General features: G+C 65.0%; 14 protein-coding genes and 1 rRNA gene. 9 read left to right on the forward strand and 6 right to left on the reverse strand.

Translation table 11 applies throughout. The annotated features are described in order from the left end of the window. Positions 1-144 precede the first annotated feature (144 nt). Positions 145-348 (forward strand): cold-shock protein, encoded by a 204-nt coding sequence (locus tag ACFVWT_RS14165; protein WP_011690916.1) that lies wholly within the window; start codon positions 145-147, stop codon positions 346-348. A gap of 130 nt (positions 349-478) precedes the next feature. On the opposite strand, the gene ACFVWT_RS14170 is transcribed toward ACFVWT_RS14165, so the two are convergent. Then, complete coding sequence (locus ACFVWT_RS14170; protein WP_390248757.1) at positions 479-949, reverse strand: hypothetical protein; 471 nt, start codon at positions 947-949, stop codon at positions 479-481. Positions 950-1,353: 404 nt separating this feature from the next. Beyond that, positions 1,354-3,159: a tetratricopeptide repeat protein gene (locus ACFVWT_RS14175; protein ID WP_390248759.1), complete on the reverse strand. Its 1,806-nt coding sequence runs from the start codon at positions 3,157-3,159 to the stop codon at positions 1,354-1,356. Between the two features lie 117 nt (positions 3,160-3,276). On the opposite strand from ACFVWT_RS14175, the gene ACFVWT_RS14180 reads away from it, so the two are divergent. Next, positions 3,277-3,438 carry a hypothetical protein gene (locus ACFVWT_RS14180; RefSeq protein WP_390248761.1) on the forward strand — a complete coding sequence of 54 codons (162 nt, stop codon included), beginning with the start codon at positions 3,277-3,279 and terminating at the stop codon, positions 3,436-3,438. A gap of 73 nt (positions 3,439-3,511) precedes the next feature. Here ACFVWT_RS14180 and ACFVWT_RS14185 read toward each other — a convergent pair whose 3' ends face one another. Beyond that, positions 3,512-3,814, reverse strand: coding sequence for a DUF1905 domain-containing protein (locus tag ACFVWT_RS14185; RefSeq protein WP_390248763.1), 303 nt, complete (start codon positions 3,812-3,814; stop codon positions 3,512-3,514). A 90-nt stretch (positions 3,815-3,904) separates the two neighbouring features. Between ACFVWT_RS14185 and ACFVWT_RS14190 the strand changes: the two genes are divergently transcribed. Beyond that, on the forward strand, positions 3,905-5,545 hold the full coding sequence (locus ACFVWT_RS14190; RefSeq protein ID WP_390248803.1) for an alkaline phosphatase D family protein: 1,641 nt from the start codon (positions 3,905-3,907) through the stop codon (positions 5,543-5,545). 19 nt (positions 5,546-5,564) lie between these two features. Here ACFVWT_RS14190 and ACFVWT_RS14195 read toward each other — a convergent pair whose 3' ends face one another. Then, positions 5,565-6,593, reverse strand: coding sequence for a Gfo/Idh/MocA family oxidoreductase (locus ACFVWT_RS14195; protein WP_390248765.1), 1,029 nt, complete (start codon positions 6,591-6,593; stop codon positions 5,565-5,567). A gap of 293 nt (positions 6,594-6,886) precedes the next feature. Here ACFVWT_RS14195 and ACFVWT_RS14200 point away from each other — a divergent pair, with 293 nt between their 5' ends. The 4 genes from ACFVWT_RS14200 (at position 6,887) to ACFVWT_RS14215 (ending at position 10,085) form a co-directional block, all read left to right on the forward strand. After that, complete coding sequence (locus ACFVWT_RS14200; protein ID WP_390248767.1) at positions 6,887-7,384, forward strand: hypothetical protein; 498 nt, start codon at positions 6,887-6,889, stop codon at positions 7,382-7,384. A gap of 220 nt (positions 7,385-7,604) precedes the next feature. After that, entirely contained in the window at positions 7,605-8,672 is a 1,068-nt protein-coding gene (locus tag ACFVWT_RS14205; RefSeq protein ID WP_390248769.1) for a LacI family DNA-binding transcriptional regulator, read from the forward strand. 11 nt (positions 8,673-8,683) lie between these two features. Continuing rightward, positions 8,684-9,682 carry an aldo/keto reductase family protein gene (locus ACFVWT_RS14210; RefSeq protein ID WP_390248771.1) on the forward strand — a complete coding sequence of 333 codons (999 nt, stop codon included), beginning with the start codon at positions 8,684-8,686 and terminating at the stop codon, positions 9,680-9,682. A gap of 136 nt (positions 9,683-9,818) precedes the next feature. After that, a complete protein-coding gene (locus ACFVWT_RS14215; RefSeq protein ID WP_390248773.1) occupies positions 9,819-10,085 on the forward strand; it encodes a hypothetical protein in 267 nt (88 codons plus the stop codon). A 39-nt stretch (positions 10,086-10,124) separates the two neighbouring features. On the opposite strand, the gene ACFVWT_RS14220 is transcribed toward ACFVWT_RS14215, so the two are convergent. Next, on the reverse strand, positions 10,125-11,372 hold the full coding sequence (locus tag ACFVWT_RS14220) for a flavin-containing monooxygenase (protein WP_390248775.1): 1,248 nt from the start codon (positions 11,370-11,372) through the stop codon (positions 10,125-10,127). A gap of 249 nt (positions 11,373-11,621) precedes the next feature. Between ACFVWT_RS14220 and ACFVWT_RS14225 the strand changes: the two genes are divergently transcribed. Continuing rightward, entirely contained in the window at positions 11,622-12,377 is a 756-nt protein-coding gene (locus ACFVWT_RS14225; RefSeq protein ID WP_390248777.1) for a ZIP family metal transporter, read from the forward strand. Positions 12,378-12,541: 164 nt separating this feature from the next. On the opposite strand, the gene ACFVWT_RS14230 is transcribed toward ACFVWT_RS14225, so the two are convergent. Further along, on the reverse strand, positions 12,542-13,435 hold the full coding sequence (locus ACFVWT_RS14230; RefSeq protein WP_390248779.1) for an SDR family oxidoreductase: 894 nt from the start codon (positions 13,433-13,435) through the stop codon (positions 12,542-12,544). A 770-nt stretch (positions 13,436-14,205) separates the two neighbouring features. Here ACFVWT_RS14230 and ACFVWT_RS14235 point away from each other — a divergent pair. Further along, positions 14,206-15,729 (forward strand): 16S ribosomal RNA (locus tag ACFVWT_RS14235). The last annotated feature ends 16 nt before the right edge of the window (positions 15,730-15,745 follow it).

Raw genomic sequence — 15,745 nt, forward strand, 5'->3', positions numbered from 1 at the left:
ATCGTTGTTGTGTTTGTATTTGGTAGTTCAGGCAGTACGCGGGGTCGAAAGTCCTCGTTCTTCTGAAGTAGCGGTTTTGAACACCCCACACCGGAGGACCCGAAAGTCGGGACAGTTCCTCCACCTTCACGAAGGACATAAAAAATGGCTACTGGTACCGTCAAATGGTTTAACGCTGAAAAGGGCTTCGGCTTCATTTCCCCCGATGACTCCTCACAGGACGTTTTCGCACACTACTCTGCGATCAACTCCTCCGGCTTCCGCTCCCTCGAAGAGAACCAGAAGGTCTCCTTCGAAACCGAGCAGGGCCCCAAGGGTCCCCAGGCCACCAACATCCAGGCTATCTAATTTCCTAGATACCCGGGACCGTTAGGTTTCCTAAAAAGCAGGGTCTGCCGTTTGGCAGGCCCTGCTTTTTGTTTAACCCGGGTGTGCTACGCCCCGTGCCTCGCGGCTGGACGCGGCCCCGGGGGAAGGATTAGCTCAGTGCGGCACAGACATCGATTACCTGGCCCGCTCCGCTGAAAACCCGATATTCCTTGAAACCCGTGGTGATCGCGTAGTTGAAGTCACCGACCAGCACGTAAATTCCCTGCCGTTCTGAGTCTGGATCGTTGATAACAATGTTCCTGCCGGTGACTACGGTCTCTATGATGTCCCCAGTCGTCACTTCGCGACGCACTCCAGTAATGACATAACTGACGGACTTCTGTGGATCCGACACATTAGTCAGAGTTATTTTTTGGCCCGGCGAGGTGATCGTTTTGACGTCGCCGTTGACAATCGTCTTGGTCTTGCCGGTAAGCGTGTAAGCGACGTCGAAGTCGCAATACACCCCTCCCGGCAGGGTGCCGCTGTCATCGCCAGACGTCGGCGGTGCCGCGTGCACTGTCCCTGAACCAGCAATGAGGGCTACGAATAGCAGCGGCAACGCAAGAATCTTCTTCATGAGGAATTCACTCCAATGAGTTGAGGAAGCGCGCATTAGGCTCGACTCAATTGCTGCGCACGCTTTCACGACCAGGCATTCAATTAATGCGTGTTCTCCCCGAGAACGACGCGAATGGGTCCGCCCAGGAACATTCACCCACTCGACTTACCCAAAAGTAAGCGTCAACTCTCAGCACTAACATTTTGAATAGTGCTTAGGTGCAGGATATTAGCGCCCTTCTGAAGGGCTTGGGAAGTTAATTCCGCGACTTTATTATTCGTTGTCCCGGGCACCCTTTAACACGAATATTCATATTGCGAACGAAACGTGTTGGTGCACTTCAATAACACAACAATGATTTAACCCCATTGCTGGAACACCCCCCTCAGTGCCTGTGAACTGCCTCGCGCCCGGCAGGCGGCTCAACCACCGCTGTGCCGCTGCGCCAAGTACGCATCCAGCGCAGGATTCCCGATCTCCTTTGCCAGCCACGGCACAGCCTGCGCCGCCGCCTCATCGCCGAGCACCGTCCGGTGGGATTGCGCCCGAACCGTGAACTCGCGCATTCCGCTCCGGCCCGCCAGCTCGGCCAGGCGTTCGACGAACTTCGGAGCCCGCGGCGAGCGACTGGCAATGGCAACCTCCGCCGCCGTATCCAGTAGCCGGGCCGAGTACCAGAGGTACCACGGCTTGGGCTCGAGCCCGCGGTTGATCCAGTGCTCGGCTGCCGCGAGATCGCCGTGGGCGAGGAACAGCCGTGCTTCGGCGCCCGCCGCCAGGGCCATGTAGCAGTGGTCGCCGGCAAGCTCCGCCATCACCCAGGACCTGTCGATCATGGCCGCGGCTTCCTCTAATTGCCCGGCTGCCAGATAGGTCTCGCCGCGGACCCCGGCGACGAACGGCTCGAACGCCGTCCAGTGTTCTTCCGCTATCAGGGCCAGGGACAGGTCCAAGGAGCTGGCTGCCTGCTCCAGTTCCCCGCGAAGCAGGTACACCCGCCCCAGCAGCGCCTCGCTGAACGCCTGCTGCCTGCGGTTCGCGATGGCCCTGGCCAGCCTTCCGGACTCGGTCAGCGAGGCCACCGCATCGTCATACCGTGCTGTGTCCGAGGCAAGCATCCCCTGGATCGCCAGAATCCTGGCCTGCTCGTCCGGGAAACCTTCGGCCGCCCGCATCGCCCGGTCCAGCCAGCCCGCCGCGCGGTCGGGCACACCGCGCTGAACGGACAAGTAGCCCAGCTCCCGGTACGCCGCGGCGGCAGTCCGGGAGGCGCGTTCGGGTCCTTCGGCCTGCAGAGCACGGTGCAGGAAGTCCGCCACTTCGGCGCCGCGCCCGCCCGCCTGATGGATCAGCGCGCCGGACAGCGTCACGAGGGACTCAGCGATCAAGTGGCCGTCACCGGTACGCTGGGCCAGCACTACCGCGAGACGCAGTTGATCCAGTCCCCGGTCCACGGCGCCCGCCCAGAGTGACGCGCCGCCGGCGTCGATATAGGACCGCACCGTCGCCGCGGTGGCAGGCATCCCTGGATCGGCCTCCGGAGCCGCATCGGACAGCGCCCGCCTGATCTCCGCGGGTAGCGGCAGGCCAAGCTCCTCGCGGTACAGGTTGCCGCATTTGGTGACGTGCTCGCGGGCCCGGCGGTGCTCGCCGAGAGCCACGAGCGCCTTGACCAGGACGACGTTGCAGTCCGCATGGAACGGATCGCGGTGCAACGCCTGCGTCGCCAACTCCGCCGCATCGCCGGGAGCGCCCGAAGCCAGGGCAGCCAGCGCGGCCTCGTACAGCAGGGACTGGACGACGTTGTCCAGACGGTAGCGCTGGTCCGCGAGCCAGGAATCAAAGACTGGCGAGTCGGCGAAGGACAGCCCTTCGAGCAGCTGGCCGCCGAAGCGTCGCGGATCAACGCCAGAATGGGCGGCGGAATCCACCACTTCCAGTGCGTCGCAGCGCCACGGCGGCTGCAGGGTCAGCCGCAGCGGATCGCCGGCCACCGTCACGCCGTTAAGCGTCCGCCGCAGCTCGGACAGGTTCCAGCGCAGGGCACCGAGCGGGTCCGCGGCATCCGGAAACAGCAGAGACGCCGTGCGGGAACGGCCGGTGCCGTCAGATTGCAGCGCCAGGTAGGCCAGCACGGCCCAGGCCTTGCGGCCCCTGGGCTGCAGGGGAGTTGTACCGGGGGACTCGATCGCGGGCGGACCGAGGAGCCGAATCCAATTCTCGGCCATACGGCTCATGGTACGCCGAGGGATTGACGGCGTCTGCGGCGTTCACACGTTTGCTCACACGGCGGCCGCACACACTGAAATCACCCAATCCGCACACACTCATAAGAGGTGCACATCATGGAATTTCTCGGCATCCTGCTCCTTGGACTCTGGGTTCTCAGCGTCACCGTCCGCGCCGTCCTGACCGACGGCCGCGGCCACACGCCTGACATCCGCTCCACGGCGCCGTGGACGGCAGGCAACCTGCCCAGCGGGCCGTACGCTTCAATGGGCTTCTAGCCCGGTTCGGCACGCTTAACTCCGCAAAATACGACGGCGGGAGGCCGGCCCTGTGTGCCGGCCGCCTCTGCCGTTAGCCCCCAAGCTCCAGCACGAGCTCCACGTCCACGTGATCACCGTCGTGGATGCCCGCCGCGGTCCTGATGGATTTCTTCACCGGCAGCAGGTACGAGCCGCTCTTGCTGTCAGGGAAGATCGACGTGGACCAGCTGTTCCCCGCGATGGAGGCCGTGACCTTCACCGAACCGAATCCCTTTGAGAAGGGAGCGGCTTCGTCGCTGATCTCGTCCGCCAGGTCCTGCGGCAGCGTGACGAAGTGCCACCCGGCTTCCTCCGGATAGTGCCACAGCTCGCCACGGAATGAGTACGTCGTCACGCTTTGAGTATGGCACCGCGGCATCCCGTCAGGCCCGGGCAACGGGCCATTCACACCCCCGCCACCAACGGTTCACCCGCCCCGGTAACGATGGGTGGCATGACTGCTTTCACCCGCCGTAATGTCCTCAAAGGTGCGCTGGCCGCTGCCGGTGCTGCCGCCGTCGTGCCCGCCGCTGCCGCAGCCGCGCACGCAACCAGCCCGGCCGGCGTCGCGCTGGTCCGCAACCGGCTGACCCTCCCGTCCGGCATCGCCATCGGCGATGTCACCGCCGATTCCGGCGTGCTGTGGTCCCGCGCGTCGGGCCCGGGCCGGCTGGTGGCCAGCCTGCTCGCCGTGGACGACGACGATGCCCCCCTCCGCGGTGGCCGCGCCTTCCAGCGCGTGCTGCGGGGGAGCACCGCCAGCGAAGCCACCGACTTCACCTCCCGGATCAGCGCCGAGCACCTGCCCGCCGGCACCCGGTTTGCGCTCACCCTGCACTTCGAGGACGCGGACGGCCACGCCGGCGAAACCGCGCAGGGCTCCTTCAGCACCGCCCCGGCAACCGGACTCATTAGCAGCGGCCGCGCAGCCCGCAAACAGAGTTTCGTCTGGACCGGCGACACCGCAGGCCAGGGTTGGGGCATCAACGAGGAGATCGGCGGCATGCGCGGCTACGCGGCCATGCACGCCACCAAGCCGGACTTCTTCATCCACTCCGGCGACACCATATACGCCGACGGCCCCATCGCCGCCCAGGTCACCGAGCCGGACGGGCAGGTATGGCGCAACCTGGTCACCGAGGAAGTATCCAAAGTGGCCGAGACCCTCAACGAGTTCCGCGGCCGGCACCGCTACAACCTCATGGACCGCAACGTTCGCGCCATGTACGCCGAGGTCCCGGTGATCGCCCAGTGGGACGACCACGAAACCCACAACAACTGGTACCCCGGGCAGATCATCACCGACTCCCGCTACACCGAACGCCGCGTGGACGTGCTTGCCGCCCGCGGCCGCCAGGCCTGGCAGGAGTACCAGCCAATCTCCAGCCTCGGCACCCGCATCGGCGACGGCAGCACCGGCTTCGAACCCGCCCGCATCTACCGCAAAATCTCCCGCGGCCCGCAGCTGGACGTCTTCTGCCTGGACATGCGCACCTTCAAGGACCCCAACACCGACGGCAAGGAAACGCACCTCACCCACATCCTGGGCCAGGAACAGGCTGAGTGGCTGATCAGCGAAGTCAGCAAGTCCAAGGCCACCTGGAAGGTCATTTCCGCCGACCTGCCGCTTGGACTGATCGTCCCCGACGGCCCGGTCAACCAGGAATCCCTGGCAAACCGCGACGCCGGCGCCCCCTTGGGCAAGGAACTCGAGATCGCCGGGGTGCTGTCCGCGTTCAAGCGCAACCGGGTTAAAAACGTGGTGTGGCTCACGGCCGACGTCCATTACTGCGCCGCCCACCACTACTCGCCGGAGCGCGCCGGCTTCACGGACTTCGACCCCTTCTGGGAATTCGTGGCCGGCCCCATCAACGCCGGCAGCTTCGGCCCCGGCGAACTGGACGGCACGTTCGGGCCGGAGAGGGTGTTCTACAAGACCGGCGCCTACGCCAACCAGTCCCCGCGCACCGGTGAGAACCAGTTCTTCGGCCACGTGGACCTGGCCGAGGACGACGCCTTCACCGTCAGCCTGCGTAACGCCAACGGCACCGTGCTCTGGAGCAAGGCCCTGCAGCCGGTGCGGTAGCAACGTTCGACGGCGGCGGTCAGCCCTCGATGTCCACGGAGCGCCGCTCGGCGTCGCTGAGCCGGGCGGCGTCCAGCACCTCGAGGGTGTGCACGCCCTCGGCGCCGGGGACCGGCTCGGGCCCGTTGCCGGCAACGGCCAGCGCGAACTCCTCGTAGTAGGCCTGATAGGCGCCCTGCTCGGACGGCACGCGGAACTGGCCCGCCGCCGTCGTCAGCGTCCCCCAGCGGTCCTCTTCCTCGTAGCCCCACGCGGAGGGGTCCTCGGCCGGGCGCCGGCCCGCGATGGCCGCGACGGCCTGCACATCGCTCTGCTGCGAGACGTAGCTGCCGTCGGAACCGAGCAGCCGCATTTCCCGCGCGACGAGCCGGTTGCTCTTGGTGGCTGACACGTGGGACTTCACGCCGTTCCGGTGCACGATGGTCACGAAGAACCCCGAGTCGGTGCGGCCGGCGTCCAGGTCCACCCAGTCGAGCGTGGCGAAAACGGTGGCTGCCGGGCCGAAGAGCCACAGCGCCTGGTCCACCAGGTGGCTGCCGAGGTCGCGCAGCAGCCCGCCCGCCGGGCCCGCCTCAAGGGTGTCCGGCTGGTCGAGGTCGAAGCGGGACTCAAACCGCGCCACCTGCCCTACCGCACCGGAGTCCAGTACCGAGCGGAGCGTCCGGATGTCCGTGTCCCAGCGGCGGTTGTGGAAGACATTAAGGATCACGCCGGCGTCCGCGGCCGCCTTGACGAGTTCGCGCCCCACTTCGGCATTCGGGGCGAAGGGCTTGTCCGCCACCACATGGACGCCGGCCGCAACCGCTTCGAGGACCAGCTCGCGGCGCGTTTCCGGCGGCGTGGTGATCGCCACCGCGTCCACGCCGGCGGCCAGCAGCTCCGTCAGGGAATCGTAGAGCGGCACCTCCGGGTACTCAGCCGCGGCCTCGGCGCGGCGGACGGGGGAGCGGGTCACGATGCCGGCCAGCTCCACCCCGTCCGCGGCCGTGATGAACGGAGCGTGGAAGAACCGCCCGCCGAAGCCGAATCCAACAAGTCCAAGTTTCACAAGATCTCCTTTGTCCCCGTGAGGGTGTTTGTTTCTGCACGCGTGAGTTTGTCCTTATGTTAGAACAAACTTCGGGAAAATGGCAGGGTGCCGTGCCTCAGACTCCGGATTTCACGTACCTGGTGCAATTCCGTACTGGCGGGTAGAAACCGTGCTAGCACGGAAGTGCGGCAGGGCTGCCCGGAGCCACCATGGATACATCGGAACGCGCGGGAAAACCGGCGGATCCGGAGGCCCGGATTCGCCGGCCAAACACCCCACCCCCACCGCATCTTTCCCCTCAGGAGCACCCCTTGTTCAACGCATCAACCACCAAGAAGTCCCGCACCTCCCGCCGCAGCAAGGCAGCAGTGGTCGCCGCCCTCGGACTGGGCATGGTGGCGGCACCGTTCGCCCTGGCCGCCCCCGCCCAGGCCGCCGGCACCAACTACGCCTGCTCGGTCACTCCGCTCCGGCCGGCGTTCGCCGGATTCAACTCCTCCGGCGTCAAGCTGGTGGACTACCAGATCCAGGTCCGCTGCAACACCGACCGCTACGTCAACATCACCCAGCAGCGCTGGGAGGAAGACGACTGGCCCAACGGGGACGACCACCTGGGCACCACCACGTTCAGCCGCCACCTGAACCAGTACAGCGGAACCGTGACCATCCACAATGTCCGCACCCTGGTGGACGGCGAGATCGGCAACGAGGAGCTTTACCAGAAGGTCAGCTTCCAGGAAGGCAGCAACGGCGTCTGGTCGCCGTACACCGGCTGGTACAAGAGCGGCGTCACTTCAATGTCGAACTGACGCCCGCCCCGCGGGAGTCACTGAGCAGGCTCCCCGCAAACGCCCAAGGCACGGTTCCCCCAACCGGGCCTTGGGTTGTTTAAGCCTCAGCCGTCGGCGCGGGCTTCCTGCACGGTGCGGGAGGCGGAACCACGATGCAGGAGGGCGGGACGCGAACCCGCGTAGTCTCAGATCTTGCAAGCGCTTGCAATCAGAATGCATGGGTGCCTAGCATGGTGGCATGTTGGTAAATGTTGAACTGGTTGCCCAGCGGGCCGGAGTCTCTGTTTCAACGGTATCCCGGGCATTGCGCTCCGTTCCCGGCGTTTCGGCAACAACGCGCAAGCGCGTGCAGGATGCGGCCCATGAGTTAGGTTACTCGGCATCCCCGGCTGCGTCACGCCTGGCAACCGGCAAGACCATGACGGTTGGCATCGTGGTGCCGGTGCTGGCCAAATGGTTCTTCGGAAAGGTCATCGGCGAAGCCACGCAAACGCTTCGGCAAGCCGGATTCGATGTGCTCCTCTATGAGCTCGCCACGGCCGAACAGCGGCAAAGGTTCTTTGGTACAGTCCACCTGCACGGCCGCACGGACGGGGTGATCATCATGGCCCTGCAGCCGAGCCGGGAGGAACTGGAATCGCTCGCTTCCCAAGGGCAAGGAGTCGCTTTGCTCGGAGCCGAATCGCCGGGTATCGGATCGGTGAACGTGGACAACGTCGGTGCCGGGCGGGCTGCTGTGAGGCACTTGTTGAACCTTGGTCACCAACGGGTGGCGTTCATCGGCATCCGCGACGAGGAGGGCAGTAATTTGGGCGGCGTGCCGCCACTCCAACGGCTCATGGGTTACCGGGAAGCTCTGGGCGGTGCCGGACTGGCCGGGCCCGCTGTCCTTGAGGAACTCGATGAGAACAGCGTCGCAGGTGGTGCGGCTGCGATGTCCCGGCTGCTAGTCGCCGAACATGCTCCCACAGCGGCGTTCGTTGCCTCCGACGAGATGGCCTTCGGTGTCCTGAAAGTTCTCCGCCAGGCAGGCATGGACGTTCCCCGGGACTTCTCCGTGCTCGGCTTTGACAACCACGAACTCTGTGACGTGGTGGGCCTGACAACCATGGACCACGCGGTGGCCGAACAGGGCCGGGACGTCGCCGGGATCCTCCTGGACGCCTTGGCCGGCAGCGGGCCCAGGACACTCAGCCGGGCCGCCAGGCTTGTTGTCCGCGAGAGCACCGCGCCACCCCGGGCCCTGCGCGAAGTACCTGCAGCCCCGGACTCCCCGAATTCCGCCGGTCACTCCGGCAACCTCTGAAAGGAAACTTTATGCAATACCGCAAACTCGGCAACAGCGGCATGTACGTCAGCTCCATTGCCTTGGGAAACTGGGCCACCCACGGCGAAACCGTGGACCAGGAAGTCGCCACCGCCTGCGTGCGGAAGGCCCTGGACCTGGGCATCACCACCTTCGACACAGCCGATGCTTACGCGGGCACCAAAGCTGAAACGATGCTCGGCGAAGCCCTCAAAGGCGTGCGCCGGGAAGGCATCGAGGTCATGACCAAGGCGTTCTTCCCCACCGGTCCCGGGATGAACGACCGCGGGCTTTCCCGCAAGCACGTCATGGAGTCCGTCAATGGATCGCTGCGCCGTCTCCGGATGGACTACGTGGACGTCTACCAGGCGCACCGCTTCGACTATGAAACCCCGCTGGAAGAAACGATGGGCGCCTTCGCGGACATCGTTCGGGCGGGCAAAGCCCACTACATTGGTGTATCCGAATGGACAGTTGAGGAGATCCGTGCCGGTGCCGCCCTGGCAGCCGAGCTGGGTATCCAGCTCGTTTCAAGCCAGCCGCAATACAACATGCTGTGGCGCGTCATTGAAGCGGAAGTGGTGCCGGCCTGCGAAGAGCTCGGGATCACCCAGGTGTGCTGGTCGCCGCTGGCCCAGGGTGTGCTCAGCGGAAAGTACGACGGCGGCCGGGCCGTCCCCTCCTCATCCCGCTTCAGTGATGGCGACGGGACGCTGAAGACCGACCACAAATTCATGCAGCCGGAAGTCCTGGAAGCCGTGGATAAGCTCAAGCCGATCGCCGCGGGGTTGGACGTTCCCCTGGCAACCCTGGCCGTGGCCTGGGTCCTGGCCAACCCCAACGTCTCCGCGGCCATCGTAGGCGCCAGCCGGCCCGAACAACTCGAAGAGACGGTCAAAGCCGCCGGGTTGGTCCTGGATGGCACAACGCTCGATCTCATCGACGGCGCCCTGGGTAGCGTCGTCGAGCGCGACCCTGCCAAGGTGGAGTCCTTCCCCCAGCGCGTCTAAAGGCACCGCAGCGAAAATCAGTGGGCCGGCAGGGTCCGCCCGCGCCGCCGACGGACTTTTGCGTCCCGTCTCCGTCCCACACACCGAAAAGTGCGGGACACTGGAAGTCACACCACCCACGGAAGCGGACCACACTTTGATTAATCTCCAGCAGGATGCCGACGGCTACATCAGGATGAACCGGCACTTCCCGGAAAAAGTCAGGATCGCCGTCACCTTTGCCGACGGCACCACGGAGGAACTCTCCGGCGGCACGCTCAACAAGGCCTACGACGCCGCACTGGCCGAATTCCGCGCGCAAAACCACCTGGACGCGCGGGGATACTCGCGATCGCCGAAGAAGAAGACCAGCTCCGGAAACAAGATCGAGTTCGTCCCCGTCCGCCCCGGCATGGGCGGCTGACTCCGCCGGCAGGCTCCCGCCCTGCAGCCGGCCGGCGCCCTACTTCCGGGCGGCGATGTGCTCCGCAATGTACTTGGCGTCGCGGCCCACTCCGGCCACGATCGACGACCCGTGACCGGTCAGCCACGGCAGCCCCACGACGTACAGTCCCGGGTGTTCGGTGACCCCGCGGCGGTGGCGGGGGTAGTTCCACTCATCCAGCACCGGAATGTCCAGGATGCCGAAGTCCAGCCGGTAGCCGGTGGCCCAGAGAACCGACGTGATGTTCGCCGCAGCGATGGTTAGCCGCGCCGGCTCGGACGGCAGCCAGTCGTCCTGGCGCGGTGGCTCGGCTTCCGGTGCCCGGATCCCCGCCGCGGCAATGTAGGCATCGAACATCGGCTGCAGGCGCTGTCCGAAGCCGGCCTCCACCAGGGCCAGGCGTTCCGGGAGGTCGTCGCTGAAGGTGAGTTCGCCGTCGTCGGCTGCTTCCAGGTGGCCGTGCAGCCGGACGCCGCGGCGGCCGAGCTCGCGCAGGTGGATGTCGTGGCCGCCGTCGGCTCCGGAGAGCAGCGGATTGCACATGAACCGCGCCCCGGGGGAGGGGAGCTGCTCCACGGTGAGGCCGTTCAGCCCGTACTCCGGGCCGTGCAGGCCGATCTGCATCATCCAGTAAATGACGTCCTTGCCGCGGTACCGGCGCGGCGCCTCCGGGCAGGCGGATACGGCCAGGTGGACCTCGCGGCCCGCCGCCGTCAGCTCCTCGGCGATCTGCCCGCCGGACTGTCCGGTGCCCACGATCAGGACGGCGCCGTCCGGCAGCTGGCCCGGGTTGCGGTAGTCGTGGGTGTGGAGCTGCACGACGTGGCCCGGCAGGCGTGCGGCGAGTGCGGGGAGTTTCGGTGTCTGGTAGCCGCCGGTAGCCAGCACCACGTTGCGGGCCCGCCGGAGCCCCTCGATGGTTTCCACGGTGAAGCCGCCGTCCTCCGCCGGCCCGATCCGGGTGACATCCGCGCCGGTCCGGACCGGTGCGCCGATGCTCGCCGCGTACTGCCGGAAGTACCCGATCAGCTCGTCCCGTGGCATGAAGGCATCCGGTTCGGCGCCGTCATACGGCCTCCCCGGTAAAGCTAGCGAGAAATTCGGCGTGTTCAGGCAGAACGCATCCCAGCGGTCCTGCCAGGCCCCGCCCAGGGCGGCACGCCGCTCCAGCAACCGATGTTCGACGCCGGCCCTGCTCAGCCAGTAGCTCGTGGCCAGGCCCGCCTGCCCGGCACCAACGATAAGGGTGTCCAGAATCGGTCCCATGCAAGAAACCATACGCCGGGCCGGGCGGGTTGCAAGGGGGTGTTTGGCGCCGGCCGGCCCGCGTGCGGCGGCAGCGCAGGCCCGCCACCCGGCGTCGTGCGTCACTTTCCCGTTGGCACAGCGGCGCTGACCGTGATTGCCGCCGAAATCTGCAAGAATGCTGGAGGTGCCGGGCGGCTCAGCGCTCGGCACTGTCTGTTTTGAGCCAGTATTTTGTGTCAGGCTTCGCGGCCGCGGAAGGTGGTACGGATGCCGATGTGGGCGCAGGCCATGTTCTGGGGAACCCTGGCAGGCGGCGCGCTGGTGCTGGGTTCCTGGCTGTCGTGGAAGTGGACCATCCCCGCGAAGCTCGTCTCCTCCATCATGGCCTTCGGCGCCGGCGTCCTCATTTCGGCACTCGCCTTCGAGTTGGTGGACGAGGCAGTGGACGGCGGAGGGTTGTGGCCGACGGCGGCCGGATTCCTCGCCGGTGCCTTGGTGTACGTCAGCGCCAACGCGCTGCTGGCACGCTCCGGCGCCAAACACCGCAAGCGGTCCAAAGGCCAGCAGCCGTCCGAGAAGGACAGCCCGGGCAGCGGCACGGCCATCGCCGTCGGCGCCCTCCTGGACGGGATCCCGGAGTCGGTGGTCCTGGGCCTCGGACTCATCAGCGCCGGAGCCGTCAGCCCTGCGATGCTCGCCGCCGTGTTCATCTCCAATGTCCCCGAAGGCCTCTCCAGCACGGCGGGCATGAAGAAAGCCGGACGCGGGGCAGGGTATGTGTTCGGCGTCTGGGGAGGCATTGCAGTGCTTTGCGGCCTGGCGTCGTTGCTGGGCTATACAGCGCTGGAGAACGCGCCCGGCGAAGCCGTGGCGTTCATCACCGCAGTGGCAGCCGGCGGCATCCTGGCCATGCTGGCGGACACGATGATCCCGGAGGCCTTCGAAGAGCACCACAATCTCACCGGACTCGTTGCGTCCGTGGGATTCCTCTCCGCCTTCACCATTCACCACGTGGGCGGCTAGGGCCGGACGCGCCGTCGCCGGCAGGGTTGGCGGCGTGCGGCGCCTCTCTGCTGCGGCGGGTACCGGAACGCGGCGGTGACCGGAGCGTGGCGGTGACCGGACCATAGCGGTGACCGCCTCCGGGGCGGTCACCGCTATGGCGGCGGTTACTGCATGTGCCCCGCCTACGGCGTGGGGCTGCCGCCGTTGACGTTTAGCGTTTCGCCCACCACGTAGCTGGACTCGGCCGACGCCAGGAACACATAGGCCGGCGCGAGTTCCGCGGGCTGCCCGGCGCGGCCCAGGGGAGTGGCCTTGCCGAACTCGGGCAGGGCTTCCTTCGGCTGGCCGCTGCTGACCTGGAGCGGGGTCCAGATCGGCCCGGGTGCCACGGCATTGACGCGGATCCCCTTCGGCGCGAGCTGCTGGGCCAGGCCCTTGGTGAAGTTGTTGATGCTCGCCTTTGTGGTGGCGTAATCCACTAGCGTGGGCGACGGGTTGTAGGCCTGGATGGACGTGGTGTTGATGATGGTGGATCCGGCGGGCAGGTGCGGCACCGCCGCCTTGGTCAGCCAGAACATCGCATAGACGTTGGTCTTCAGCGTGTGGTCGAACTGTTCATCGCTGATTTCCGCGATGTCCTCCTGCGCCACCTGCTTGCCGGCGTTGTTCACCAGGATGTCCAGGCCGCCGAGTTCGCGCACCGCGGTGTCCACCAGCTCGCGGCAAACGGCCGCGTCCTTCAGGTCCCCGGGAGCCTTGACCGCTTTGCGGCCGGCCTTCTCGATCAGGTTGGCGATCCGGGCGGCGTCTTCTTCCTCCTCCGGCAGGTAGGAAAGCACGACGTCGGCACCCTCGCGTGCGAAGGCGATCGCCGTGGCGGCGCCGATCCCTGAGTCCGCGCCGGTGACAAGCGCCTTGCGCCCCTCCAGCCGTCCGGTCCCGCGGTAAGTGTCCTCGCCCAGGTCCGCCTTCGGTGTCAGTTTCGCGTCCAGGCCGGGCTCGGGCTGGTGCTGCTTGGGCGGCTCAATATGCTCATAGGCCGTGACGGGGTTCTGGAACGTGTACTGGTCGGTCATGGTGCTCCTCCGGAAGGGTTGCTCTGGACGTTGCTCTCAACACGGACAGTCGGCCGGTGCCAGGTGATCGGCTCCGACGCATGCTAAGCATGCTTACCAATCAACCCTAACGAGGGCGCGCGGGGGCCGCAACGGGCCGGGCCGCCGTGGTGCGCAGGTCCACTGGCGCGTTCTGCTCCTGCGCCGGGACACTCCCCGTCCGGCGCGATCGCCCGGTGTGACCGGCTCCACAAAAACCTCCGACGGCGGAATGCCGGCTTCCGGGCGGCCGGCTACCCCCGTAGCCCGCGTCGTTCCGGGGTTTTTTGGTGTGGTGGGGGTGTTTGGGGGTGGATTTGTGTGGGGTGCTGTGGGCGTGTAAAGTAATTCGAGTCGCCGCCGCTGATGCGGAGAGATTGCGACCGACCCCCTTCTGAATGGCCTGAATAACGGCGCTGTTATGGCGTGCGGAAACCGGGTGGGGATCCTTCCTGTGGTGTTTGTGACTGGTGGAAAGCCGGTTTGCAAAGTGATCCGGGATCGGGTAAGTTTGGGAAGTTGCTCCGGAGCGATCCATGGCCGTTTGGTTGTGGTGGTGCCGGGTGTGTCTGTTGTTTGAGAACTCAATAGTGTGCCAAGTTTGTTGATACCAATTTATTTTATGGATTGGTTGAATTTATCGGGCCCGCCACCCCGTGGTGTGGTCTGGTTTTTACAGCTGGTTTCAAATTTTGTGCAGTCTGGTTCCGCGTTTTCCCGTGGTTCCTGGTTGTGTCTGTTTTTGTTTTACTTCAACGGAGAGTTTGATCCTGGCTCAGGATGAACGCTGGCGGCGTGCTTAACACATGCAAGTCGAACGATGAACCTCACTTGTGGGGGGATTAGTGGCGAACGGGTGAGTAACACGTGAGTAACCTGCCCTTAACTCTGGGATAAGCCTGGGAAACTGGGTCTAATACCGGATATGACTCCTCATCGCATGGTGGGGGGTGGAAAGCTTTTTGTGGTTTTGGATGGACTCGCGGCCTATCAGCTTGTTGGTGAGGTAATGGCTCACCAAGGCGACGACGGGTAGCCGGCCTGAGAGGGTGACCGGCCACACTGGGACTGAGACACGGCCCAGACTCCTACGGGAGGCAGCAGTGGGGAATATTGCACAATGGGCGAAAGCCTGATGCAGCGACGCCGCGTGAGGGATGACGGCCTTCGGGTTGTAAACCTCTTTCAGTAGGGAAGAAGCGAAAGTGACGGTACCTGCAGAAGAAGCGCCGGCTAACTACGTGCCAGCAGCCGCGGTAATACGTAGGGCGCAAGCGTTATCCGGAATTATTGGGCGTAAAGAGCTCGTAGGCGGTTTGTCGCGTCTGCCGTGAAAGTCCGGGGCTCAACTCCGGATCTGCGGTGGGTACGGGCAGACTAGAGTGATGTAGGGGAGACTGGAATTCCTGGTGTAGCGGTGAAATGCGCAGATATCAGGAGGAACACCGATGGCGAAGGCAGGTCTCTGGGCATTAACTGACGCTGAGGAGCGAAAGCATGGGGAGCGAACAGGATTAGATACCCTGGTAGTCCATGCCGTAAACGTTGGGCACTAGGTGTGGGGGACATTCCACGTTTTCCGCGCCGTAGCTAACGCATTAAGTGCCCCGCCTGGGGAGTACGGCCGCAAGGCTAAAACTCAAAGGAATTGACGGGGGCCCGCACAAGCGGCGGAGCATGCGGATTAATTCGATGCAACGCGAAGAACCTTACCAAGGCTTGACATGGGCCGGACCGGGCTGGAAACAGTCCTTCCCCTTTGGGGCCGGTTCACAGGTGGTGCATGGTTGTCGTCAGCTCGTGTCGTGAGATGTTGGGTTAAGTCCCGCAACGAGCGCAACCCTCGTTCCATGTTGCCAGCGCGTAATGGCGGGGACTCATGGGAGACTGCCGGGGTCAACTCGGAGGAAGGTGGGGACGACGTCAAATCATCATGCCCCTTATGTCTTGGGCTTCACGCATGCTACAATGGCCGGTACAAAGGGTTGCGATACTGTGAGGTGGAGCTAATCCCAAAAAGCCGGTCTCAGTTCGGATTGGGGTCTGCAACTCGACCCCATGAAGTCGGAGTCGCTAGTAATCGCAGATCAGCAACGCTGCGGTGAATACGTTCCCGGGCCTTGTACACACCGCCCGTCAAGTCACGAAAGTTGGTAACACCCGAAGCCGGTGGCCTAACCCCTTGTGGGAGGGAGCTGTCGAAGGTGGGACTGGCGATTGGGACTAAGTCGTAACAAGGTAGCCGTACCGGAAGGTGCGGCTGGATCACCTCCTTTCTAAGGAGCACCTACA

Origin of the sequence: Arthrobacter sp. NPDC058288, from assembly GCF_042880995.1 — a bacterium.
GTDB lineage: Bacteria > Actinomycetota > Actinomycetes > Actinomycetales > Micrococcaceae > Arthrobacter.

Excerpts from the sequence above, each read along its gene's own strand:
- ACFVWT_RS14165 (WP_011690916.1), top strand. The coding sequence starts at position 145 with ATGGCTACTGGTACCGTCAAATGGTTTAACGCTGAAAAGGGCTTCGGC.
- ACFVWT_RS14170 (WP_390248757.1), bottom strand. The coding sequence starts at position 949 with ATGAAGAAGATTCTTGCGTTGCCGCTGCTATTCGTAGCCCTCATTGCT.
- ACFVWT_RS14175 (WP_390248759.1), bottom strand. The coding sequence starts at position 3,159 with ATGGCCGAGAATTGGATTCGGCTCCTCGGTCCGCCCGCGATCGAGTCC.
- ACFVWT_RS14180 (WP_390248761.1), top strand. The coding sequence starts at position 3,277 with ATGGAATTTCTCGGCATCCTGCTCCTTGGACTCTGGGTTCTCAGCGTC.
- ACFVWT_RS14190 (WP_390248803.1), top strand. The coding sequence starts at position 3,905 with ATGGGTGGCATGACTGCTTTCACCCGCCGTAATGTCCTCAAAGGTGCG.
- ACFVWT_RS14205 (WP_390248769.1), top strand. The coding sequence starts at position 7,605 with ATGTTGGTAAATGTTGAACTGGTTGCCCAGCGGGCCGGAGTCTCTGTT.
- ACFVWT_RS14210 (WP_390248771.1), top strand. The coding sequence starts at position 8,684 with ATGCAATACCGCAAACTCGGCAACAGCGGCATGTACGTCAGCTCCATT.
- ACFVWT_RS14220 (WP_390248775.1), bottom strand. The coding sequence starts at position 11,372 with ATGGGACCGATTCTGGACACCCTTATCGTTGGTGCCGGGCAGGCGGGC.
- ACFVWT_RS14225 (WP_390248777.1), top strand. The coding sequence starts at position 11,622 with ATGCCGATGTGGGCGCAGGCCATGTTCTGGGGAACCCTGGCAGGCGGC.
- ACFVWT_RS14230 (WP_390248779.1), bottom strand. The coding sequence starts at position 13,435 with ATGACCGACCAGTACACGTTCCAGAACCCCGTCACGGCCTATGAGCAT.